The sequence below is a fragment of the Nocardioides aurantiacus genome (genome assembly GCF_003752505.1).
Lineage (GTDB): Bacteria > Actinomycetota > Actinomycetes > Propionibacteriales > Nocardioidaceae > Marmoricola > Marmoricola aurantiacus.
Map to the genome: position 1 here is coordinate 678340 of NZ_RKHO01000001.1, position 20798 is coordinate 699137.

Annotated in this window: 23 protein-coding genes; 22 read left to right on the forward strand and 1 reads right to left on the reverse strand. The window is 72.1% G+C overall.

Going from position 1 to position 20798, the window contains the following annotated elements:
- Nucleotides 1-20 precede the first annotated feature (20 nt).
- The 22 genes from thrC to EDD33_RS03465 all read left to right on the forward strand — a co-directional run bounded on the left by thrC (nt 21) and on the right by EDD33_RS03465 (nt 20185).
- The gene (gene thrC / locus EDD33_RS03360; protein ID WP_123392967.1) at nt 21-1106 is read left to right on the forward strand and encodes a threonine synthase; all 1086 of its coding nucleotides are present in this window, start codon (nt 21-23) and stop codon (nt 1104-1106) included.
- A gap of 1 nt (nt 1107) precedes the next feature.
- Nucleotides 1108-2037, forward strand: coding sequence for a homoserine kinase (gene thrB / locus EDD33_RS03365; protein WP_246003344.1), 930 nt, complete (start codon nt 1108-1110; stop codon nt 2035-2037).
- A 203-nt stretch (nt 2038-2240) separates the two neighbouring features.
- A complete protein-coding gene (gene rho / locus EDD33_RS03370; protein WP_123389101.1) occupies nt 2241-4337 on the forward strand; it encodes a transcription termination factor Rho in 2097 nt (698 codons plus the stop codon).
- A gap of 89 nt (nt 4338-4426) precedes the next feature.
- Nucleotides 4427-4798: a response regulator transcription factor gene (locus EDD33_RS03375; RefSeq protein ID WP_123389102.1), complete on the forward strand. Its 372-nt coding sequence runs from the start codon at nt 4427-4429 to the stop codon at nt 4796-4798.
- A gap of 30 nt (nt 4799-4828) precedes the next feature.
- Nucleotides 4829-5908, forward strand: coding sequence for a HEAT repeat domain-containing protein (locus tag EDD33_RS03380; protein WP_148076918.1), 1080 nt, complete (start codon nt 4829-4831; stop codon nt 5906-5908).
- Nucleotides 5905-7410: a glycosyltransferase family 2 protein gene (locus EDD33_RS03385; RefSeq protein ID WP_211332395.1), complete on the forward strand. Its 1506-nt coding sequence runs from the start codon at nt 5905-5907 to the stop codon at nt 7408-7410. The genes EDD33_RS03380 and EDD33_RS03385 overlap by 4 nt, the downstream gene beginning before the upstream one ends.
- Before the next feature lie 158 nt (nt 7411-7568).
- Complete coding sequence (gene rpmE, locus EDD33_RS03390; RefSeq protein ID WP_056536831.1) at nt 7569-7790, forward strand: 50S ribosomal protein L31; 222 nt, start codon at nt 7569-7571, stop codon at nt 7788-7790.
- Nucleotides 7791-7883: 93 nt separating this feature from the next.
- Nucleotides 7884-8957 carry a peptide chain release factor 1 gene (gene prfA / locus EDD33_RS03395; RefSeq protein WP_123389104.1) on the forward strand — a complete coding sequence of 358 codons (1074 nt, stop codon included), beginning with the start codon at nt 7884-7886 and terminating at the stop codon, nt 8955-8957.
- Between the two features lie 10 nt (nt 8958-8967).
- A complete protein-coding gene (prmC, locus tag EDD33_RS03400) occupies nt 8968-9819 on the forward strand; it encodes a peptide chain release factor N(5)-glutamine methyltransferase (RefSeq protein ID WP_123389105.1) in 852 nt (283 codons plus the stop codon).
- On the forward strand, nt 9816-10532 hold the full coding sequence (locus EDD33_RS03405) for an L-threonylcarbamoyladenylate synthase (protein WP_246003345.1): 717 nt from the start codon (nt 9816-9818) through the stop codon (nt 10530-10532). The genes prmC and EDD33_RS03405 overlap by 4 nt, the downstream gene beginning before the upstream one ends.
- Nucleotides 10525-11652: an MraY family glycosyltransferase gene (locus EDD33_RS03410; RefSeq protein WP_123389106.1), complete on the forward strand. Its 1128-nt coding sequence runs from the start codon at nt 10525-10527 to the stop codon at nt 11650-11652. The genes EDD33_RS03405 and EDD33_RS03410 overlap by 8 nt, the downstream gene beginning before the upstream one ends.
- Before the next feature lie 131 nt (nt 11653-11783).
- Nucleotides 11784-12296 (forward strand): hypothetical protein, encoded by a 513-nt coding sequence (locus EDD33_RS03415; protein ID WP_148076919.1) that lies wholly within the window; start codon nt 11784-11786, stop codon nt 12294-12296.
- Nucleotides 12293-12556 carry an AtpZ/AtpI family protein gene (locus EDD33_RS03420; protein WP_123389108.1) on the forward strand — a complete coding sequence of 88 codons (264 nt, stop codon included), beginning with the start codon at nt 12293-12295 and terminating at the stop codon, nt 12554-12556. The genes EDD33_RS03415 and EDD33_RS03420 overlap by 4 nt, the downstream gene beginning before the upstream one ends.
- Before the next feature lie 16 nt (nt 12557-12572).
- Nucleotides 12573-13379, forward strand: coding sequence for a F0F1 ATP synthase subunit A (gene atpB, locus EDD33_RS03425; protein WP_056536848.1), 807 nt, complete (start codon nt 12573-12575; stop codon nt 13377-13379).
- Nucleotides 13380-13468: 89 nt separating this feature from the next.
- Complete coding sequence (atpE, locus tag EDD33_RS03430; protein ID WP_056536851.1) at nt 13469-13675, forward strand: ATP synthase F0 subunit C; 207 nt, start codon at nt 13469-13471, stop codon at nt 13673-13675.
- 31 nt (nt 13676-13706) lie between these two features.
- Entirely contained in the window at nt 13707-14291 is a 585-nt protein-coding gene (locus tag EDD33_RS03435) for a F0F1 ATP synthase subunit B (RefSeq protein WP_246003346.1), read from the forward strand.
- Nucleotides 14291-15109 (forward strand): F0F1 ATP synthase subunit delta, encoded by an 819-nt coding sequence (locus EDD33_RS03440; protein WP_123389110.1) that lies wholly within the window; start codon nt 14291-14293, stop codon nt 15107-15109. The genes EDD33_RS03435 and EDD33_RS03440 overlap by 1 nt, the downstream gene beginning before the upstream one ends.
- Nucleotides 15110-15170: 61 nt before the next feature.
- Nucleotides 15171-16808, forward strand: coding sequence for a F0F1 ATP synthase subunit alpha (gene atpA, locus EDD33_RS03445; RefSeq protein WP_123389111.1), 1638 nt, complete (start codon nt 15171-15173; stop codon nt 16806-16808).
- Nucleotides 16809-16814: 6 nt separating this feature from the next.
- Entirely contained in the window at nt 16815-17756 is a 942-nt protein-coding gene (locus tag EDD33_RS03450) for a F0F1 ATP synthase subunit gamma (protein ID WP_123389112.1), read from the forward strand.
- A gap of 7 nt (nt 17757-17763) precedes the next feature.
- Entirely contained in the window at nt 17764-19233 is a 1470-nt protein-coding gene (gene atpD / locus EDD33_RS03455) for a F0F1 ATP synthase subunit beta (protein WP_056536866.1), read from the forward strand.
- Complete coding sequence (locus EDD33_RS03460; RefSeq protein ID WP_123389113.1) at nt 19230-19625, forward strand: F0F1 ATP synthase subunit epsilon; 396 nt, start codon at nt 19230-19232, stop codon at nt 19623-19625. The genes atpD and EDD33_RS03460 overlap by 4 nt, the downstream gene beginning before the upstream one ends.
- 119 nt (nt 19626-19744) lie before the next feature.
- Nucleotides 19745-20185, forward strand: coding sequence for a DUF2550 domain-containing protein (locus tag EDD33_RS03465; protein ID WP_123389114.1), 441 nt, complete (start codon nt 19745-19747; stop codon nt 20183-20185).
- Here EDD33_RS03465 and EDD33_RS03470 read toward each other — a convergent pair.
- On the reverse strand, nt 20182-20790 hold the full coding sequence (locus tag EDD33_RS03470; protein ID WP_123389115.1) for a cob(I)yrinic acid a,c-diamide adenosyltransferase: 609 nt from the start codon (nt 20788-20790) through the stop codon (nt 20182-20184). The genes EDD33_RS03465 and EDD33_RS03470 overlap by 4 nt on opposite strands.
- Nucleotides 20791-20798: the final 8 nt, after the last annotated feature.

The window sequence follows — 20798 nt, forward strand, 5'->3', positions numbered from 1 at the left end:
GCCCCGGCGGCGAGACCCGCGTGGGCGCGGCGACCCCCGGCGTCTCGCGGCAGTGGCGCGGCGTCATCGAGGAGTACCGCCACCGCCTCGACATCCCCGCGAACACCCCCACCATCACGCTCCGCGAGGGCGGCACCCCGATGGTGGAGTCCGCGTGGCTCTCGGAGGTCACCGGCGCCGAGGTGTGGCTCAAGGTCGAGGGCGACAACCCGACCGGCTCCTTCAAGGACCGCGGGATGACCGTCGCGCTGTCCGTCGCCGTCGGGGAGGGCGCCGAGGCGGTGGTGTGCGCCTCGACCGGCAACACCTCCGCGTCCATGGCGGCGTACGCCGCACGGGCCGGCATCAAGCCGCTCGTGCTGGTGCCGCAGGGCAAGATCTCGGCCGGCAAGCTCGCGCAGGCCATCGTGCACGGCGCCCAGGTGATCATGGTCCGCGGCAACTTCGACGACTGCCTGCGGCTCTCCCGCGGGCTGGCCGACCACTACCCGGTCGCGCTGGTCAACTCGGTCAACCCGATGCGGCTGCAGGGGCAGAAGACGGCCTCCTTCGAGGTCGTCGACGTCCTCGGGGACGCCCCCGACGTGCACGTGCTCCCGACGGGCAACGCGGGCAACGTCTCGGCGTACTGGCTGGGCTACACCGAGGCCCACCGGGCCGGCGAGACCCTCAAGCTGCCGGTGATGCGGGGCTGGCAGGCGGCGGGTGCCGCCCCGCTCGTCCACGGCGCGCCGGTGGCCGACCCCGAGACGGTGGCCTCGGCCATCCGCATCGGCAACCCCGCCTCCTGGGACCTGGCCGTCGACGCGGCCCGCTCCTCGGGTGGCCGCTTCCGCGACGTCACCGACGAGCAGATCCTCCACGCCCAGCGCGAGCTGGCCCGGCGCGAGGGCGTCTTCGTCGAGCCGGCCTCGGCCGCCGGCGTGGCGGGACTGCTCCTCGAGGCCTCCGAGGGCGTGCGCTACGACGACCAGCGGGTCGTGGTCACGGTGACCGGCCACGGGCTGAAGGACATCGACACCGCGCTGTCGACCTTCACCGACCTCGTCGACACCGTGTGCGACGCCGACGTCGAGTCGGCCGCCGGTGCGGCGGGCCTCGCCTGAGGTGGCGACCGCCGACCAGCTCGTGAGCGGCTGGGTGACGGGTCCCGTCACCGTCGAGGTGCCCGCCACCAGCGCCAACCTGGGTCCCGGCTACGACTGCCTCGGCCTGGCCCTGGAGCTGGTCGACACCCTGGAGGCCGAGGTGCGGCCCGCGGGCCTCGCGATCGAGGTCGCGGGCGAGGGGGCCGAGGAGGTCCCGCGCGACGAGCGGCACCTCGTGGTGCGCTCGATGCAGGTCGCGTTCAGCGCGCTCGACGGCCCGCCGCCGGGGCTGTGGCTGCGCTGCACCAACCGGATCCCGCACAGCCGCGGCATGGGGTCGTCCTCGGCCGCCATCGTCGGGGGCCTCGTGCTCGCTCGGGCGCTCGTCGCCGACGGCGCGGCCCGGCTCGACGACGCCGCCCTGCTGGCGCTGGCCAACCGCATCGAGGGCCACCCCGACAACGTCGCCCCCGCCCTGCTCGGCGGCTTCGTGGTCTCCGGCCAGGCCGGCGAGGTCGTCTGGGCGCAGCGTGTCGACCTCGACCCGCGGGTGCGGGCGGTGGTCGCCGTCCCGCCGTACGCTGTCGCGACCGCGGTCGCCCGGGGCCTCCTGCCCGAGGTGGTGCCGCACGCCGACGCCGCGGCCAACGCCGGGCGGGCGGCGCTGCTCGTCGCGGCCCTGGCGGGGGAGCCGTCGCTGCTGCTCCGCGCCACCGAGGACTTCCTGCACCAGCAGCAGCGGACCCCGGCGATGCCGGAGACGCTCGCGGTCGTCGGCGCGCTGCGCGGCGCCGGGGTCCCGGCGGTCGTCTCGGGCGCCGGCCCCACGGTGCTGGCCTTCGTGGTCGACCAGGACGGGGTGCCTGACGCCGTCGCCGCGCACCTGCCCACGGGCTGGCGGGTGCTCCCGCAGGCCGTCGGTGGCCCCGGAGCCCGCGTGCTAGCGTGACGCCGCGTCACGGCCGGCCCCCGTGGTGAGCCCTCCGGCCACCGCGAGCCGACGCACCGCGACGTCTCACCGTCCCCCCGATCGGCCTCGTCCCGAGGCCTCGGGCGCGTGCCCCGGCACACGCCGTGGTCGGTGACCCACCACACCAGCCGCACCACGCGGGCAGCGATGCTGCCGCGTCGCACAGGGGGAGGACCCCACCCATGACCGAGACCACCGACACCTCCGGGGCCTCCCAGCCGTCCGAGCCCGCGCCCTCCTCGGCGCGCGGTCGCAAGGACGGCATCGAGGGCATGCTGCTCCCGCAGCTCAAGCAGCTGGCCGGCGGGCTGGGCATCAAGACCACCGGGATGCGCAAGGGCGCCGTCATCGAGGCCATCAAGGCCCACCAGCAGCAGGGCGGGGGCGCCCGCGAGCCGCGGCGCGCGACCGCGTCGCAGCAGCCGGCCCAGCCGGCCCAGGCGACCCAGGCGACCCAGGCGACCCAGCTCACCCAGCCGGCCGCCGAGAAGCCGCAGGAGCGCGAGCGGGCCGCCGAGCCCACGCGCGACCAGGGCAACCAGGGCAACCAGGGCAACCAGGGCGACCGGCGCGACCGGCGCGACCAGGGCGACCGGGGCGACCAGCGCGACCGAGGCGACCGGGGCACGCAGGCCACGAAGGGCCAGGACGACGGCGCCGGCCAGGGCACGCAGGCGGACCAGGGCGAGGCCCGGGCCGAGGGGTCGCGGCGCAACCGCACCCAGGGCCGCAAGCAGGACCAGCCCGAGAAGCAGGACGACAAGCAGCAGGACAAGCAGCAGGGTCGCCAGAAGGACCAGCAGAAGGACCAGCCGGACGACAAGCAGCAGGACGGCCGCCAGCAGGACCGCCAGAACGACCGGCAGCAGGGTCGCCAGCAGAACGACCGGCAGCAGGACAAGCAGAACGACCGGAACGACCGCCAGCAGAACCGGCAGCAGAACGACCGCAACGACGGCCGGAACGACCGCAACGACGGCCGGAACGACGGCAGGGACGACCAGGACGACGACGAGGGCGGCAGCCGTCGCAACCGTCGCCGCCGGGGACGCGACCGGCAGCAGGGCCCGGCCGCCCCCGCGGCGACCGGCCGCGGCCACCGCAACGAGCCCGACCTGCAGATCCTCGAGGACGACGTGCTCACGTCGTGCGCGGGCATCCTGGACCTGATGGACAACTACGCGTTCGTCCGGACCAGCGGCTACCTCCCCGGCGTCGACGACGTCTACGTCTCGATGTCGATGGTGCGGCGCTTCGGTCTGCGCCGCGGGGACGCGGTCACCGGCCAGGTGCGTCAGCCCCGCGAGGGGGAGCGCAAGGAGAAGTTCAACCCGCTCGTGCGCCTCGACAGCGTCAACGGCGCCGACCCGGAGACCGCGCGCTCCCGGGTGGAGTTCGCCAAGCTGACCCCGCTGTACCCCTCGGAGCGGCTGCGCCTGGAGACCGGACCGACCGACCTGATCGGCCGCGTCATGGACATCGCCGCCCCCATCGGCAAGGGCCAGCGCGGGCTGGTCGTCTCGCCCGCCAAGGCCGGCAAGACCATGGTCCTGCAGGCCCTCGCGCACTCGATCACCACCAACAACCCCGAGTGCCACCTGATGGTGGTGCTGGTGGACGAGCGCCCCGAGGAGGTCACCGACTTCCAGCGGTCCGTCAAGGGCGAGGTCGTCGCCTCGACCTTCGACCGGCCGCCGGGCGACCACACGATCGTGGCGGAGCTCTCGATCGAGCGGGCCAAGCGCCTGGTGGAGCTCGGCCACGACGTCGTGGTGCTGCTCGACGGGATCACCCGGCTGGGCCGCGCGTACAACCTTGCGACCCCGGCCAGCGGCCGCACCCTGGCGGGCGGCGTCGACTCGGCGGCGCTCTACCCGCCCAAGCGGTTCTTCGGCGCGGCCCGCAACATCGAGAACGGCGGCTCGCTGACCATCATCGCCACCGCCCTCGTGGAGAGCGGCTCGACGGTCGACGAGGTGATCTTCGAGGAGTTCACGGGCACCGGCAACATGGAGGTGCGGCTGCGCCGCGACGTCGCCGACAAGCGGATCTTCCCCGCGATCGACGTCGTGCAGTCGGGCACGCGCCGTGAGGAGCAGCTGCTGGAGCCGGCGGAGCTGGCGACCGTGTGGCAGCTGCGCCGGGAGCTCGCGGGCCTGGAGGGCCAGGAGGCCGTCGAGCTGCTGCTCGGTCGGCTGCGGTCCTCGCAGTCCAACCTGGAGCTCCTCGGCGAGGTACGGCGGCGTACGCCCGCAGCGGGCTCCTCGCAGCACGACTGACCTGGCTCGGCGGGAGCCGTTCTGCCCGCATGTGTCCGAAGGTGTGGCTATGCTCACCGACGACAACGTTCGGACTTCGAGGGGATTCCATGGCTCGCATCGTGATTGCCGACGACGACGCGGACATCCGCGAGCTCGTGGTCTTCAAGCTGCGACACGGTGGTCACGACGTGGTGCCGGTGGGTGACGGCGCCGCTGCCGTCGAGGCGTGCAGCGCCGAGAAGCCCGACCTCGTCATCCTCGACGTCATGATGCCCGGCATGAGCGGGCTCGACGCCGCCCGCGCCCTGCGCCAGGACTCCACCATGGACGGCCTGCCGATCATCATGCTCACCGCCCGGGCCCAGGAGTCCGACATCGAGCAGGGCTTCGAGGCCGGCGCCGACGACTACATCGTCAAGCCGTTCAGCCCCCGCGAGCTCGCCTCGCGGGTCTCCGCGGTGCTCGCCCGCAGTCGCTGACATGACCTCGCGCACGATCGCGCGCCACTGATGGGCTCCCCTCTCGGGGACGTGGGCGGCTACCTGTGGTTCAGCTGGGTGCTGCTGGTCGGGTTCGCCGTCACCTCGGTCCTGCTCTTCGTCGTGCTCGTGGTGGTGCGGGCGCTCCGTGACCTCTTCGCCCGTCGGCGGGCGCGGGCGGCCGACGAGGTCCGGTCCCACATCTTCGAGGTCGTCATGGGCGAGGACGGCGACGCCGGGCGCGGTCGCACCGCGCTCGCCGCGGCCCGCGGACGCGCCGCCGACCGGGTCGAGCGCCAGGTCTTCGAGATGCTGCCCAAGCTCCGTGGCGAGTCGCGCGCCGAGCTGGTGCGCCTGCTCATCGACAGCGGGGCCGAGCAGCACGCCCTCGCCCTGGTCGGGTCGCGCTCGTCCGTACGCCGCTGCCGGGGCGCCTTCCAGCTCGGCATGCTCGGCCTCACCCGGCACGTCGACCGGCTCGTGGGGCTGCTCCACGACCCGCACTTCCTCGTGCGCCGCGTGGCGGTGCGGGCGCTGGGCACCATGGGCGACCCGCGCGCCGTACGACCGTTGCTGGAGCTGGGCGAGCACGACCCCCGGCTGACCCGCGACCTCGTCTTCGCCCTCGACCGCCTCGGCCCCGACTCCGCCCCCGAGCTGCGCTCGGTGCTGCGCGAGGAGATGGACCGTGGGGAGCACCTCCACCTCGACCCGGCTGCCGTGGTGCTCGGGCTGCTGGCCGACCGACCCAGCGTGGAGGTGCTGTCAGAGGGGATGCGCTCGCCGAACCCCTCCTTCGCCGGCGCCTGCGCCGAGGCCCTGGGCCGCATCGGTGCGCCCGAGGCCATCCCCGCCCTCGTCGAGGCGCTGCTCGACCTGCGGCCCAACGTCCGGGCGGGCGCCGCGCACGCGCTGGGCTCGATCGGCTCCTCGGTCGCGGCGGCCAGCCTGCTCGACGTCGTCGACGAGCAGGAGCCGCAGGTCTCGCGCCAGGCCGCCCAGGCGCTCGTCGAGCTCGGGCCCGGGGGCCGCCGGATGCTCGCGACCAGCTCCTCGCCGTACGCCGTGGAGGCGCTGGCGCTCGAGGCCATCCGCGGAGGCCGCTCGTGAACCTCCTGCTGACGGTGCTGGGCTGGTTCTTCGTCGCCTACTCGGTGGCGATCAACCTCAGCTTCGTGGTGCTGACGGTGCTGGCGATGCTCGACTTCGTGCGCTACCGCCGCCGCAGCCAGTTCGCGGCGTACGACGAGAGCTTCGCCGAGCCCCTCGCACGCGGCGTCTCGGTGCTGATGCCGGCCTACAACGAGGAGCTGACCATCGTGGCGTCGGTGGAGGCGATGTCCTCGCTGCGCTACCCCGACTTCGAGGTCGTCGTCATCGACGACGGGTCCAAGGACGCGACCGTCACGACCATGGTCGAGGCCTTCGACATGGTCGAGCTGCCGCTGGCCCAGGCCCCGATGGTCCCCACCAAGGGGGAGGTGCAGCGCTGCTTCGTCAGCACCCGCGGCGCGATGAACCTGCTGCTGGTGTGCAAGACCAACGGGGGCAAGGCCGACGCCCTCAACGTCGGCATCAACGTGGCCCGCAAGGAGCTCGTCTGCATGGTCGACGCGGACTCCCTGCTCGACCCCGACGCCCTGCTGCACGTCTCCCGACCGTTCGCCGACGACCCCGAGCGGGTGATCGCCTCGGGCGGGGTGGTGCGGGTGGCCAACGGGTCGACCATCGCGCGCGGCCGCGTGCTCGACGTGCAGATGCCCCGGAAGTGGCTGCCACGCGTCCAGGTCGTGGAGTACCTCCGCGCCTTCCTCATCGGCCGGGCCGGCTGGTCCGCCGCGGGCGGGCTGCTGATCATCTCCGGCGCGTTCGGGATGTTCCGCCGCGACATCCTCTTCGAGGTCGGGGGCGTGGCCACCGACTGCATCGGCGAGGACGCCGAGCTGGTGGTGCGCCTCTACCGCTGGATGGGCGACAACGACGTCGACGGCCGGATCGTCTTCGTCTCCGAGCCGGTCGCCTGGACCGAGGCCCCGGAGACCCTCAAGGTGCTGCGCAGCCAGCGGCGGCGCTGGCACCGCGGGCTGGCCGAGATCTTCTCGCGCCACCGCGGCATGGTGCTCCGGCCCCGCTACGGCTTCATCGGCATGATCACGATGCCCTGGTTCCTGCTCTTCGAGCTGGCCGCGCCCTTCATCGAGGTCTTCGGGCTGCTCTACTTCGCCGTCGCTATGGTGCTGCTGGGCCTCGGCGGGATGGGGATCGTGCCCTCGGACTGGGTCGACCTGCCCGTGGTGGTGCTGCTGCTGTCCACCTCGGTCGCCTTCGCGATCCTGGTCAGCCTGGTCGCGCTGCTGGCCGAGGAGATGTCCTACCGCCGCTACCGGGGCGTGCCCGGGCTGCTCGTCGCTGCCTGGTCGGCGGTCGAGGAGAACTTCGGCTACCGCCAGCTCACCGCCTGGTGGCGGATGTGGGGGGCGATCGACGCGTGGCGCGGGTCGCGCCACCAGTGGGGCGAGATGACGCGCAAGGGCTTCGGCACCGACGCCACGACCAAGGCCAAGGCGGGTGCCAAGCCCGGCGCCACGTCCGGCGCCGAGCCCGGACCCTGAGCCGGCACCCCGGCCGGGAACACCGGGCCGGGGTGCGCTGTTGAGCCGGTGTCGCCCGATTGGCCCCCCGGGGCCGCGGGTGGCAGAATCACCCGCTGGTCCGGTTCACGTCCCCCGTTGGGGGGCGACCCGGCGCCGTACACGCGAGAGGAACGCCCATGCAGAAGGACATCCACCCGAACTACGTGACCACCGAGGTGCGCTGCACCTGTGGCAACACGTTCACCACGCGCAGCACCAAGGCCGGCGGCTCGATCCGCTCCGAGGTCTGCTCCAACTGCCACCCCTTCTACACGGGCAAGCAGAAGATCCTCGACACCGGTGGCCGCGTGGCCCGCTTCGAGGCGCGCTACGCCAAGAAGACCGCCGACAAGAAGTAGCCTCCACGGCTCCTCACGGGTCTCCCGCCGCACGGCGGGGGACCCGTGCTCGTCGTCCACCCGGCCATCCCCAGGAGTCCCCCAGGAGTCATCGTGTTCGAGGCCGTCGAGTCGCTCGCGGACGAGCACGCCGAGCTGGAGACCCGGCTCGCCGACCCGGCCGTGCACGCCGAGCCGTCGCTCGCGCGCCGGCTCTCGCAGCGCTACGCCGAGCTGAGCGCCGTGCTCCGGGCCCACGCCGAGTGGCTCGCCCTGGGGGAGGACCTCCAGGCCGCGCGGGAGCTCTCCGGCGAGGACGAGTCGTTCGCCGCCGAGGCGCTCGAGCTCGAGCCCCGGCTGGCCCAGGCCGAGGAGCGGCTGCGCCACCTGCTGGTGCCGCGCGACGCCGCCGACGGCAAGGACGTGATCCTCGAGGTCAAGTCCGGCGAGGGCGGTGAGGAGTCGGCGTTGTTCGCCGGTGACCTGCTCCGCATGTACACCCGGTACGCCGAGCAGCGGGGCTGGTCGACCGAGGTGATCGACGCCACCGAGTCCGACCTGGGCGGCTACAAGTCGGTGACCGTGGCGGTCAAGGCCAAGGGCACCCCCGAGCCGGGGGAGGCGCCCCACGCGCTGCTGAAGTTCGAGGGCGGCGTCCACCGCGTCCAGCGGGTGCCCGTGACCGAGAGCCAGGGGCGGGTCCACACCAGCGCCGCCGGCGTCCTGGTGCTGCCCGAGGCCGAGCAGGTCGACGTCGAGATCCACGACGGCGACCTCCGCATCGACGTCTACCGCTCCAGCGGCCCCGGCGGCCAGAGCGTGAACACCACCGACTCGGCCGTCCGGATCACCCACCTGCCGACCGGCGTGGTGGCCAGCTGCCAGAACGAGAAGTCGCAGCTGCAGAACAAGGAGCAGGCGATGCGCATCCTGCGTGCCCGGCTGCTCGCCGCCGCCCAGGAGGCCGCGGACGCCGAGGCCAGCGACGTGCGCCGCTCGCAGATCCGCACCGTCGACCGCTCCGAGCGGATCCGGACCTACAACTACCCGGAGAACCGGATCTCCGACCACCGCACGGGCTACAAGTCCTACGACCTCGACCGGGTGCTGGACGGCGACCTGGGCGGGGTGATCGGCTCCTGCGTCGAGGCCGACATGGCGGCCCGGCTCGACGCCCTGGCCCCGTGAGCGCCGCCCCGTGACCACCCGGCCCCGCGACCTGGTGCGGGCGGCGGCCGGCGTCCTGGCCGACGCGGGCGTGGCCAGCCCGGAGCACGACGCGGCCGAGCTGCTGGCCCACGTCGCGGGCACCACCCGCTCGCGGCTGCCGCTGCTCGACGAGGTCACCCCCGAGGTGGCCGGACGGTTCGAGGCCCTCGTCGGTCGTCGCGCGGCCCGCGAGCCGTTGCAGCACCTCACCGGCACCGCGGCCTTCCGGCACGTCGAGCTGGCCGTCGGGCCCGGCGTGTTCGTGCCGCGTCCCGAGACCGAGCTGCTGGCCGGCTGGGCGCTCGACCGGGCCCGCGAGGTGACCGGGCGGGCCCCCGTCGTGGTCGACCTGTGCACCGGGTCGGGCGCCATCGCACGCAGCCTGGTCGACGAGCTGCCCGGGGCGCAGGTCCACGCCGTCGAGCTGGACGGGCCGGCGCACGCCTGGGCGTCACGCAACCTCGAGGGCACCGGGGTCGACCTGCGGCGCGGCGACATGGCCGAGGCGTTTGGCGACCTCGACGGCACCGTCGACGTGGTGGTCTGCAACCCGCCGTACATCCCGCTGGACGCCTGGGAGAGCGTCGCCCCCGAGGCGCGTGACCACGACCCCGCGCTGGCGCTGTGGTCGGGCGACGACGGCCTCGACGCGCTGCGCGTGCTGGCCCGGACCGCCGCCCGGCTGCTCGTCCCGGGCGGGTGGCTGGGCTCCGAGCACGCCGACGTGCAGGGGGAGTCGGCCGTCGAGGTACTGAGCGGCACGGGTCGCTTCGTCGAGGTGCGCGACCACGCTGACCTGGCAGGTCGTCCGCGCTTCGTGACGGCCCGGCTGGCACGATGAGCGCCGTGACCCAGCGCTACGACCTCTCCGACGACGAGGCCCGCGAGGAGGGCCTCGCCGCCGCCACCGGTGCCGTACGCCGCGGCCAGCTGGTCGTGCTGCCCACCGACACCGTCTACGGCCTCGGCGTCGACGCCTTCGACCCCGACGGCGTGCAGCGCCTGCTCGACGCCAAGGGCCGCGGTCGCGACATGCCGCCGCCCGTGCTGATCTCGACCGCCACCACCCTGGACGCGCTGGCCACCGACGTGCCCGGCTGGGCCCGCGGCCTGATGGAGCGCTACTGGCCCGGGCCGCTGACGCTCGTGTGCCGCCAGCAGTCCTCGCTGCGCTGGGACCTCGGCGAGACCCGCGGCACGGTCGCCGTCCGGATGCCCGACGACCGCGGCGCGCTCGACCTGCTGGGCCGCACCGGCCCGCTCGCGGTGTCCTCGGCGAACCTGTCCGGGCAGCCGGCCGCCACCACCGCCGACGAGGCGGTGACGATGCTGGGGGAGGAGGTAGAGGTGGTCCTCGACGGCGGCCCGAGCCGGAGCTCGCTGGCCTCGACCATCGTGGACTGCACCGGCACCGTCCCGCGCGTGCTGCGGGAGGGCGCGATCGCGCGCGAGGAGCTCGACGAGGCGCTGCGCGAGCTCGGCAGCGGCCTGGAGGACCCGGACCACGACGGCCCGGAGCCGCGCGAGGACGAGGGGGCCGGCTCGGGTGCGTGAGTACCTCGTGGTCTTCCTCGTGGCCGGGGTCGTGAGCTACCTGCTCTGCGTCTTCGCCCGCGAGGCGGCCATCAGGTCGGGCGCGGTGGCCCGGGTGCGTGACCGCGACGTCCACGCCACCCCGATCCCCTACTTCGGCGGCGTCGCCATGCTGGGCGGCCTCGGGGCGGGCCTGCTCATGGCCCACCGGCTGCCGTTCCTGTCCACCTCGCAGCCCTTCGTGTTCCACGACTCGGGCTACGTGCTGCTGGCCGGGGCGATGATCTGCGCGGTCGGGGTGCTCGACGACCTCATCGAGCTCGACGCCCTGACCAAGCTCGGCGGCCAGGTCGTGGCCGCCGGCTTCCTCGTCCTCAACGACGTCAAGCTCTGGTCGCTGCAGCTCCCCGGGGTGGGGCAGCTGGTGCTCGACCCGACCCAGGCCGGCCTGCTGACCGTGCTCCTGGTCGTCGGCACGATGAACGCCGTCAACTTCGTCGACGGCCTCGACGGCCTGGCCGGGGGAGTGGTGCTGATCGGGGCGGTGGCCTTCTTCCTGTTCTCCTACCAGCTCTCGGCCACCAACGGCGAGACCCTGGCCATCACCGCGGCGCTGCTCTGCGCGGCCCTGGGCGGGGCGTGCGCGGGCTTCCTGCCCCACAACTTCTTCCCCGCGCGCATCTTCATGGGCGACTCCGGGTCGATGCTGCTCGGCCTGGTGCTCTCCGGGTCCTCGCTCACGCTGACCGGCCAGTTCGCCACGGTCTCGGTCGAGCGCGACGGCGGGACGACCTCCTCGATCCTGGTCATGCTGCTGCCGATCCTGCTGCCGATCATCATCCTGATCGTGCCGATGGTCGACCTCGTCCTGGCCGTCGTGCGCCGCACCCGGCGCGGCCAGGCGTTCTACCAGCCCGACAAGGAGCACCTGCACCACCGGCTCCTCGAGATCGGCCACAGCCAGCGCCGGGCCGTGCTGATCATGTGGCTCTGGGCCGGGCTGGTCGCCTTCGGCGGTGTCCTCGTGGGGCTCTACTCCGGTCCGCTCACCTGGGTGCTGCTCGGCGTCGGGACGCTGCTGACCGCGACGCTGACCTTCGTGCTGCCACGCCTCCAGCGACCGGCCGTGGTGGGCGGCTGAGCAGGCGTGCGCCCGCCGGGTTCGACCGTCGACCCGACCTTGTGCTAATTTTCACAAGCACCGCCACCGCCCTGGTGACAGCCCCGTCGAGCACGTGGGAGAGTCGCCTGACGACGACGATGAGGCTGCCCATGACGACGACCGCCGGAACCACGCGTTCCCCGCACCCGGGGCCTCCCGGGGTGCGCCCGGTCGTGGTCCCCGTGCGCGTGGCCGTGCGGTCGCTCGTGTGGGGCCCGCCCGGCCTGGTCGTCGCCGGGCTGCTGACCTGGCTCGTGGTCGGCGCCCCCGCCGCGCTGGGCCTCGTGGCGGGTGGCGCGCTCGCCCTGCTGCTGCTGGTCAGCGGGACGCTCGTGGTGGCCGTGGCCGCCCGGGTCGACCCGCGCCTGTCCCTGCTCGTCGCGGTGACCACCTTCGCGCTGCACGCCGTGCTCGCCGGCGTGGTCTTCTACGCCGTGACCGGCGCCGACGGGGCCGACCGGACGTTCTCGGTCCGCGCCCTCGCCGTGGGCCTGCTGCTGGTCGCCGCCGCCTGGACCCTCGTGCAGGTGGTGGCGCTGACCCGCGCCCGCATCCCCGTCTACGACCTGCCCGCCGCCGCCGCCGACGTGCGGTCCGAGCGACAGGAGGCGGGTGCCCCGTGAGCCGCTCCGACTGTTACTCTCACGCCGCGATGTCCTCACCAGGTGCCGAACGAGACGAGGCACCCAGGGGCGACCCGTGGCACGCCTTCGGCTACATCGTCGCGGGAGTCCTGTTCTACGGACTGCTGGGATGGCTGGCCGACCAGTGGCTGGGTACGTCGTTCGTCGTGGCCCTGGGCATCCTCATCGGTGCCGGCCTCGGCATCTACATGACCATCGCCCGTTTCGATGCGCTGCCCCGGCAGCACGGAAAGAACTAGGGGAATCGCTTTGAACGTGACCGGACTTGTCCTCCGCGCCGCCGAGGGCGGCGAGGGTGGATTCGAGGCCCCCGGCCCGGCCAGCTTCGACCTGCCCCCCGTGTTCAGCGTCGCGGGCGTCGGCGTCACCAAGCCGATGCTGCAGCTGGTCCTCGGCGCGGTCCTCGTCTTCGGCTTCCTCTACCTCGCGGCCCGCAAGCGCGCGATGGTCCCCGGGCGGCTCCAGTTCGCCGGCGAGCAGGCCTACAGCGGCGTCCGCAACGGCGTGGGCCGCGACATCATCGGCTCGCGCGACTTCATGCCCTACGTGCCCTACCTGGTCGCGATGTTCTTCTTCATCCTGATCAACAACTGGTTCGCCGCGATCCCGTTCATCCAGTTCCCGACCTTCAGCCGGGCCTCCATGGCCTACGCCCTGGCCGGTCTGAGCTGGCTGGTCTACAACGCCGTCGGCATCCGCAAGCACGGCTTCCTGGGCTACCTCAAGCTCCAGTGCGTGCCCTCGGGCGTCGGGGTGGCGCTGCTGCCCCTGCTGATCCCGCTGGAGTTCTTCTCCAACCTCATCGTCCGACCGGTCACGCTGGCGCTGCGACTCTTCGCCAACATGTTCGCCGGCCACCTGCTGCTGATCCTGTTCGCGGTCGGTGGCGAGTACCTCGTGCTGCACTCGGACAACTGGTTCTACCCGGTCGCCGGCGTCGCCGCCTGGATCATGGCCATCGCGGTCAGCTTCCTGGAGCTGCTGGTGCAGTTCCTCCAGGCCTACGTCTTCGTGCTGCTCAACGCGACCTACATCGCCGGCGCCCTCGCCGACGAGCACTGATCTCCCCGGCCTCGGCCGGGACCCACAACTGAATACATCCGCACAACACGACAGCGCAGCAGTGCTGCCAACTCGAGAGGAGAGCCGTCATGGGTGGCTCGCTTAACATGGTCGGCTACGGTCTGGCCGCTATCGGCCCCGGCATCGGCATCGGCCTGATCTTCGCCGCCTACATCAACGGCGTCGCCCGTCAGCCCGAGGCCCAGGGCCGGCTGCAGAGCATCGCGATCCTGGGCTTCGCGCTCGCCGAGGCGCTCGCGATCATCGGTATCGCGCTCGCGTTCGTGATCCAGTAGTCCACTCTCCAACGACCGAGGAGAGCGACACATGTCGTACCCCATCCCAATGTCGGCGGAGCCGAGCCCGCTCGCGGTAGAGCCCGTCGAGGTCATCGTCGCGCTCGTCGTCTTCGCGATCCTGTTCTTCCTGATCCGCAAGTTCGTCGTGCCCACGTTCGAGAAGACGTTCGCGGAGCGGACGTCGGCGATCGAGGGCGGGCTCAAGGCGGCCGAGACCAAGCAGGCCGAGGCCGACGCCAAGCTCCACGAGCTCGAGCAGCAGCTCGCGGACGCCCGCCACGAGGCGGCGCGCATCCGTGAGGAGGCGCGCGAGCAGGGCGCCCAGATCGTGGCCGAGATGCGCGACCAGGCCCAGTCCGAGTCGACCCGCATCGTCGAGCACGGCAAGTCCCAGATCGAGGCGGAGCGCCAGCAGGCGCTGACGTCGCTGCGGGCCGAGGTGGGCGCGCTCGCCACCTCGCTCGCCGGTCGCATCGTGGGCGAGAGCCTGGAGGACGACGACCGCTCCTCGCGGGTCGTCGACCGCTTCCTGGCCGACCTCGAGCTGCACGAGGGCGCCCGCTCCGCGGGTGACACCACGGGCGGCAGCACCACCTCCGGAGGTTCCGTCTGATGGCACGTTCCGATCTGCGCGGGCCGTCGGCGGACGCCCTGGCCGACCTGACCCAGAAGCTGGGCCAGGGCGGCACGGACGCGGCCGGCCTCTCGCAGGTGGGCGACGACCTCTTCGCGGTGGCCGGCGTGCTGCGGCGCGAGGCCTCGGTGCGCCGCATGGTCACCGACGTCTCCACCGAGTCCCGGGCCAAGTCCGGCCTGGTGCGTCAACTGCTCGACGGCAAGGTCGGCGCCCCGGCGCTCGACCTGGTCGCCGACGCGGTGGAGCGTCGCTGGACGCGCCCCCGCGACCTGGCGGACGCGCTGGAGCACCTCGGGGTGGTCGCGGTCGTGGACTCGGCCGGGGACGACGCCGAGCGTCTCTCCGACGAGCTCTTCACCGTCGGCCGGCTGCTGGAGCAGGAGCCGGACCTCCGGTCGGCGCTGTCCGACCCGGCCCGTTCGACGCAGGACAAGGCCGCGCTGCTGCGGTCCCTGCTCGAGGGCCGGACCCTCCCGGCGACCCTGCGCCTGACCGAGCAGGCCCTCGCGGGCACCGAGCGCACCGTCTCGATCGCCATCGAGGAGTACCAGAAGATCGCGGCCGACGCCCACGGGGCGCGGGTCGCGACCGTCCGCGTCGCCAAGGAGCTCACCGCCGGCGACGAGGAGCGGCTCGCGGCCGCTCTCGGCCGTCAGTACGACCGTCCGGTGCACCTCAACGTCATCGTCGAGCCCGGCCTGATCGGCGGGATGCGCGTGGAGATCGGTGACGACGTCATCGACGGCACCGTGGCCAGCCGCCTCGACGACGCCCGTCGTCGGCTCGCCGGCTGAGGCCTGCGACCGCTCCACCACTTCACACTTCGCTTCACGCACCAGAGAGTAGGGATGAGAAATGACGGACCTTTCGATCCGTCCGGAGGAGATCCGGGACGCACTGCAGCGCTTCGTCTCGGACTACCAGCCGGAGGCGGCCAGCAAGGAAGAGGTCGGCATCGTGGCGGAGGCCGGCGACGGCATCGCCCGTGTCTCGGGCCTGCCCTCGTGCATGGCCAACGAGCTGCTGGAGTTCGAGAACGGCACCCTGGGCCTCGCCCTCAACCTGGACACCCGGGAGATCGGCGTCGTCATCCTCGGTGAGTTCGACGGCATCGAGGAGGGCCAGAAGGTCAGCCGGACCGGCGAGATCCTCTCGGTCCCCGTCGGCGACAACTTCCTGGGCCGCGTGGTGGACCCGCTCGGCAAGCCCATCGACGGCCTCGGCGAGATCGAGACCACCGACCGGCGTGCGCTCGAGCTGCAGGCCCCCGGCGTGATGGCCCGCAAGTCGGTCCACGAGCCGCTGGCCACCGGCATCAAGGCGATCGACGCCCTGACCCCGATCGGCCGCGGTCAGCGCCAGCTCATCATCGGCGACCGCTCGACGGGCAAGACGACGATCGCGATCGACACGATCATCAACCAGAAGCAGAACTGGGACTCCGGTGACCCGGACAAGCAGGTCCGCTGCATCTACGTCGCGATCGGCCAGAAGGGCTCGACCATCGCCTCGGTGCGTGGCGCCCTCGAGGAGTCCGGCGCGCTGGAGTACACCACCATCGTGGCCGCTCCCGCCTCCGACTCCGCCGGCTTCAAGTACCTCGCCCCCTACACCGGCTCGGCCATCGGCCAGCACTGGATGTACGACGGCAAGCACGTCCTGATCATCTTCGACGACCTGAGCAAGCAGGCCGACGCCTACCGCGCCGTGTCGCTGCTGCTGCGCCGCCCGCCGGGCCGCGAGGCGTTCCCCGGCGACGTGTTCTACCTGCACAGCCGGCTGCTCGAGCGTTGCGCCAAGCTCTCCGACGACCTCGGCCACGGGTCCATGACCGGGCTGCCGATCGTGGAGACCAAGGCCAACGACGTCTCGGCGTTCATCCCGACCAACGTCATCTCGATCACCGACGGGCAGATCTTCCTGCAGTCCGACCTGTTCGCGTCCAACCAGCGCCCCGCCATCGACGTGGGCGTCTCGGTCTCGCGCGTGGGTGGTGCCGCCATGACGAAGGCGATGAAGGCCGTCACCGGCTCGCTCAAGGTCGACCTGGCGCAGTTCCGCGCGATGGAGGCGTTCGCGATGTTCGCCTCCGACCTCGACGCGGCCTCGCGCCAGCAGCTCGACCGTGGTCAGCGCCTGATGGCCCTGCTCAAGCAGCCCGCCTACTCGCCGTACCCGCTGGAGAACATGGTCGTCTCGCTGTGGCTCGGCACCTCGGGCAGCCTGGACCGGGTCCCCACCGAGGACGTGCTCCGCTTCGAGCAGGAGTTCCTCGACTACCTCCACCGCTCGCACGACGGCATCCTCTCGGGCATCCGCGAGAGCCAGAAGTTCGAGGACGAGGACGGCGTGAAGAGCGCCTACGACTCCTTCCTGGACCAGTTCGAGACCTCCGACGGAGGCTCGATCAAGCCCGGCAAGGAAGCCGAGGCCGAGGCCCTGGAGGACGAGGACGTCGAGCAGGAGCAGATCGTCAAGCAGAAGCGGAGCTGATCCACCATGGCTCTCTCGCTGCGTGAGTACCGCGCGCGGATCAAGTCGACCGAGTCGATGAAGAAGATCACGCGTGCCATGGAGCTCATTGCTGCGTCCCGCATCATCAAGGCGCAGCAGCGGGCGCAGGCGGCAGCGCCGTACGCCCGTGAGCTGACGCGGGCGGTCTCGGCCGTCGCGACGTTCTCCAACGTCGACCACCCGCTGACCACGGAGCCCGAGGACCCCAAGCGGGTCGCCGTGCTGATCGTGACCAGCGACCGTGGTCTGGCGGGGGCCTACTCCTCGAGCGTGCTCAAGGAGGCCGAGCGACTGTCCTCCAAGCTGCGCGAGGAGGGCAAGGAGGTCGAGCTCTACGTCTCCGGACGCAAGGGCGAGGGCTACCTGCGGTTCCGCAACCGCCCGGTCGTCAAGACCTGGACCGGTCACTCCGACCAGCCCAGCTACGAGGTGGCCCGCGAGATCGGCGAGGCGCTGATCGGCGCCTTCCTGCACGACCCGGAGAACCCCGAGGAGAGCAAGGCGCTCGAGGGCTCCGAGGGCGTCGACGAGGTGCACGTGGTCTACACGCGCTTCCGGTCGATGCTCGTGCAGGAGCCCACCGCGGTGCGGCTGCTGCCGCTCGAGGTGGTCGAGGGCGAGGAGAAGCCCGCGGAGGCCGACGTGCTGCCGCTCTACGAGTTCGAGCCGTCCCCGGCCGAGGTCCTCGACGGGCTGCTGCCGCGCTACGTCCAGAGCCGGATCTTCTTCGCCCTGCTGCAGGCGGCCGCCTCCGAGCTCGCCGCCCGCCAGAAGGCGATGAAGTCGGCCACGGACAACGCCGACGAGCTGATCAAGAAGTACACCCGAATCGCCAACCAGGCCCGCCAGGCCGGCATTACCCAGGAAATCAGCGAGATCGTCGGTGGCGTCAACGCGCTGGCCGACGCGAACGCCGGGAGTGAGTGAGAGAGCCATGACTGCCACTGTTGATGAGCACAAGACCCAGAAGGACCAGGGCGGGGTGGGCCGCATCGCCCGCGTCACCGGTCCGGTCGTCGACGTCGAGTTCGCCAGCGACGCGATGCCCGAGATGTACAACAAGCTCGAGGTCGAGCTCGACCTGAGCGGCGAGAAGCGGATCCTCTCCATGGAGGTCGCGCTCCACATCGGTGACGGCATGGTCCGCGCCGTCTCGCTGCAGCCCACCGACGGCCTCGTGCGCGGTGCCCAGGTGCGCGACACCGGCAACCCGATCTCGGTGCCGGTCGGCGACGTCACCAAGGGCCACGTCTTCAACGCCCTCGGCGAGTGCCTCAACCTCGAGGAGGGCGAGGAGCTCGACGTCACGGAGCGGTGGGGCATCCACCGCCAGGCCCCGGCGTTCGACCAGCTGGAGTCCAAGACCCAGATGTTCGAGACCGGCATCAAGGTCATCGACCTGCTCACGCCCTACGTCCAGGGCGGCAAGATCGGCCTGTTCGGTGGAGCCGGCGTCGGCAAGACCGTGCTGATCCAGGAGATGATCGCCCGCGTCGCCAAGGACCACGGTGGCGTCTCGGTGTTCGCCGGTGTCGGCGAGCGCACCCGTGAGGGCAACGACCTCATCGTCGAGATGGAGGAGGCCGGCGTCATCGGCCAGACCGCCCTCGTCTTCGGCCAGATGGACGAGCCGCCGGGCACCCGCCTGCGGGTCGCGCTGTCCGCGCTGACGATGGCGGAGTACTTCCGCGACGTGCAGAACCAGGACGTGCTGCTCTTCATCGACAACATCTTCCGGTTCACCCAGGCCGGTTCGGAGGTCTCGACCCTGCTGGGTCGGATGCCCTCCGCCGTGGGCTACCAGCCCAACCTGGCCGACGAGATGGGTCAGCTCCAGGAGCGCATCACCTCCACGCGCGGTCACTCGATCACCTCGATGCAGGCGATCTACGTCCCCGCCGACGACTACACCGACCCGGCGCCGGCCACGACGTTCGCGCACCTCGACGCCACGACCGAGCTGTCCCGCGAGATCGCGTCGCTGGGCATCTACCCGGCCGTGGACCCGCTGACCTCGACCTCGCGGATCCTCGACGCGCAGTACATCGGTCAGGCGCACTACGACTGCGCCATCCGGATCAAGCAGATCCTGCAGCGCAACAAGGAGCTCCAGGACATCATCGCGATCCTCGGCGTCGACGAGCTGTCGGAGGAGGACAAGGTCATCGTCTCGCGGGCCCGTCGCATCCAGCGGTTCCTCTCGCAGAACACCTACGTCGCCAAGCAGTTCACCGGCATCGAGGGCTCGACGGTCCCCGTGGCCGACACGATCGAGGCCTTCAACAAGATCGCCGACGGCGAGTACGACCACGTCGCCGAGCAGGCCTTCTTCATGTGTGGTGGCCTGGACGACGTCGAGAAGAAGTGGGCGGAGATCCAGGGCAAGACCGGGGAGTCCTCGTGACCGACGACGCGATCCGCGTCGAGCTCGTCGCGGCGGACCGCCTGGTGTGGTCCGGCGACGCGACGCGCGTCATCGCCCGCACCACCGAGGGCGACGTCGGCATCCTGCCGCACCACGCGCCGCTGCTCTCGCTGATGGTGGACGGTGTCGTCGACATCCAGACCACCGACGGCGAGACCTGGGTCGCGGCGGTGGACGCGGGCTTCCTCTCGGTCGCCCACAACCGCGTCTCGATCCTGTCCGAGCGCGCGGAGATGTCGCACGAGATCGACCTGGAGCAGGCCCGCAGCGACCTCGAGCGGGCGAAGCAGTCCGGCGAGAACGAGGACGACGCGCAGGCCGAGGTACGCCGCCTCGAGGCCCGGATCCGGGCCGTGGAGCAGGCGTCCTGACCAGGTAGCCAGCACGCACGCGACGAGGGGTCGCCCCGGGAGACCGGGGCGGCCCCTCGTCGTTTCCCGCCGTCTCCTACGCTGAGCGCCACAACCGACGGCGGCGGAACGAGGATCGGATGGCGTGGTGGCTCGTGCTGCTCGACGTCGTCGGCGCACTGCTGCTGCTCGTCCTCGTGCTGGGCGTCGTGCTCGTCGTACGCCGGCGGGTGCTGGCCCGCCACGGCGGCACCTTCGAGCTCAGCGTCCGTGACCCCCGCCAGCCGGCCGGCCGGGGCTGGGCGCTCGGCCTGGGCCGCTACCGCGACGACCACCTCGAGTGGTTCCGCATCTTCTCGCCGCTGCCGCGGCCGCGCCGCACGTGGGGCCGCAACGACCTGACGTTGGAGTCCCAGCGTGCGACCGACGAGGAGGAGGGCTACGCCCTCTACTCCGGCCACCTCGTCGTGCACTGCTCCACCCCGGCGGGGGAGGTGGAGCTCGCGATGAGCCCGCAGTCGCTCACCGGCCTGCAGTCCTGGCTCGAGGCCGGTCCGCCGGGCTCGCGCCCCTCGCGCTAGCCCTGGTCCGGCGCGGCGCTGCCGCGCTCGACCCCGCGCTCGCCTCCGGGCACCCACAGCACGTCGCCCAGGTCGCGGTTGGCGTGGCGGGCGAGGATGAACAGCAGGTCCGAGAGCCGGTTGAGGTAGCGGATCGCCAGGACGTTCATCGAGTCGGCGTGGTGCTCCCACGCCGCCCAGGCGGAGCGCTCCGCCCGGCGGCACACGGTCCGCGCGACGTGGAGGTGGGCCGCCCCCGGCGTACCCCCGTTGAGGATGAAGGACCGCAGCTTGGGCAGGTGCTCGTTGTACTCGTCGCACCACGCCTCGAGGCGGTCGACGTAGTCGGGCTCGATGCGCAGCGGGGGGTACTCCGGGTCCGGCACGACCGGCGTGCAGAAGTCGGCGCCGACGTCGAACAGGTCGTTCTGCACGTGGGTCAGGACGCGCACGACGTCCTCCTCGAGACCGCCCGCGCTCAGCGCGACACCGAGGTGGGCGTTGGCCTCGTCGACGTCGGCGTAGGCCTGCAGCCGGGCGTCGGTCTTGCTCGTCTCGCTCATGTCCCCCAGTCGCGTGCTGCCGTCGTCCCCGGTCCGGGTGTAGATGCGCGTGAGGTTCACCATGGGGCCCA

Coding starts and splice junctions, on each gene's coding strand:
- atpA (WP_123389111.1), top strand. CDS start 15,171: ATGACGGACCTTTCGATCCGTCCGGAGGAGATCCGGGACGCACTGCAG.
- atpD (WP_056536866.1), top strand. CDS start 17,764: ATGACTGCCACTGTTGATGAGCACAAGACCCAGAAGGACCAGGGCGGG.
- EDD33_RS03380 (WP_148076918.1), top strand. CDS start 4,829: ATGGGCTCCCCTCTCGGGGACGTGGGCGGCTACCTGTGGTTCAGCTGG.
- EDD33_RS03405 (WP_246003345.1), top strand. CDS start 9,816: ATGAGCGCCGTGACCCAGCGCTACGACCTCTCCGACGACGAGGCCCGC.
- EDD33_RS03440 (WP_123389110.1), top strand. CDS start 14,291: ATGGCACGTTCCGATCTGCGCGGGCCGTCGGCGGACGCCCTGGCCGAC.
- EDD33_RS03435 (WP_246003346.1), top strand. CDS start 13,707: ATGTCGTACCCCATCCCAATGTCGGCGGAGCCGAGCCCGCTCGCGGTA.
- rho (WP_123389101.1), top strand. CDS start 2,241: ATGACCGAGACCACCGACACCTCCGGGGCCTCCCAGCCGTCCGAGCCC.
- EDD33_RS03465 (WP_123389114.1), top strand. CDS start 19,745: ATGGCGTGGTGGCTCGTGCTGCTCGACGTCGTCGGCGCACTGCTGCTG.
- EDD33_RS03415 (WP_148076919.1), top strand. CDS start 11,784: ATGACGACGACCGCCGGAACCACGCGTTCCCCGCACCCGGGGCCTCCC.
- atpE (WP_056536851.1), top strand. CDS start 13,469: ATGGGTGGCTCGCTTAACATGGTCGGCTACGGTCTGGCCGCTATCGGC.
- EDD33_RS03470 (WP_123389115.1), bottom strand. CDS start 20,790: ATGGTGAACCTCACGCGCATCTACACCCGGACCGGGGACGACGGCAGC.
- EDD33_RS03450 (WP_123389112.1), top strand. CDS start 16,815: ATGGCTCTCTCGCTGCGTGAGTACCGCGCGCGGATCAAGTCGACCGAG.
- rpmE (WP_056536831.1), top strand. CDS start 7,569: ATGCAGAAGGACATCCACCCGAACTACGTGACCACCGAGGTGCGCTGC.
- EDD33_RS03375 (WP_123389102.1), top strand. CDS start 4,427: ATGGCTCGCATCGTGATTGCCGACGACGACGCGGACATCCGCGAGCTC.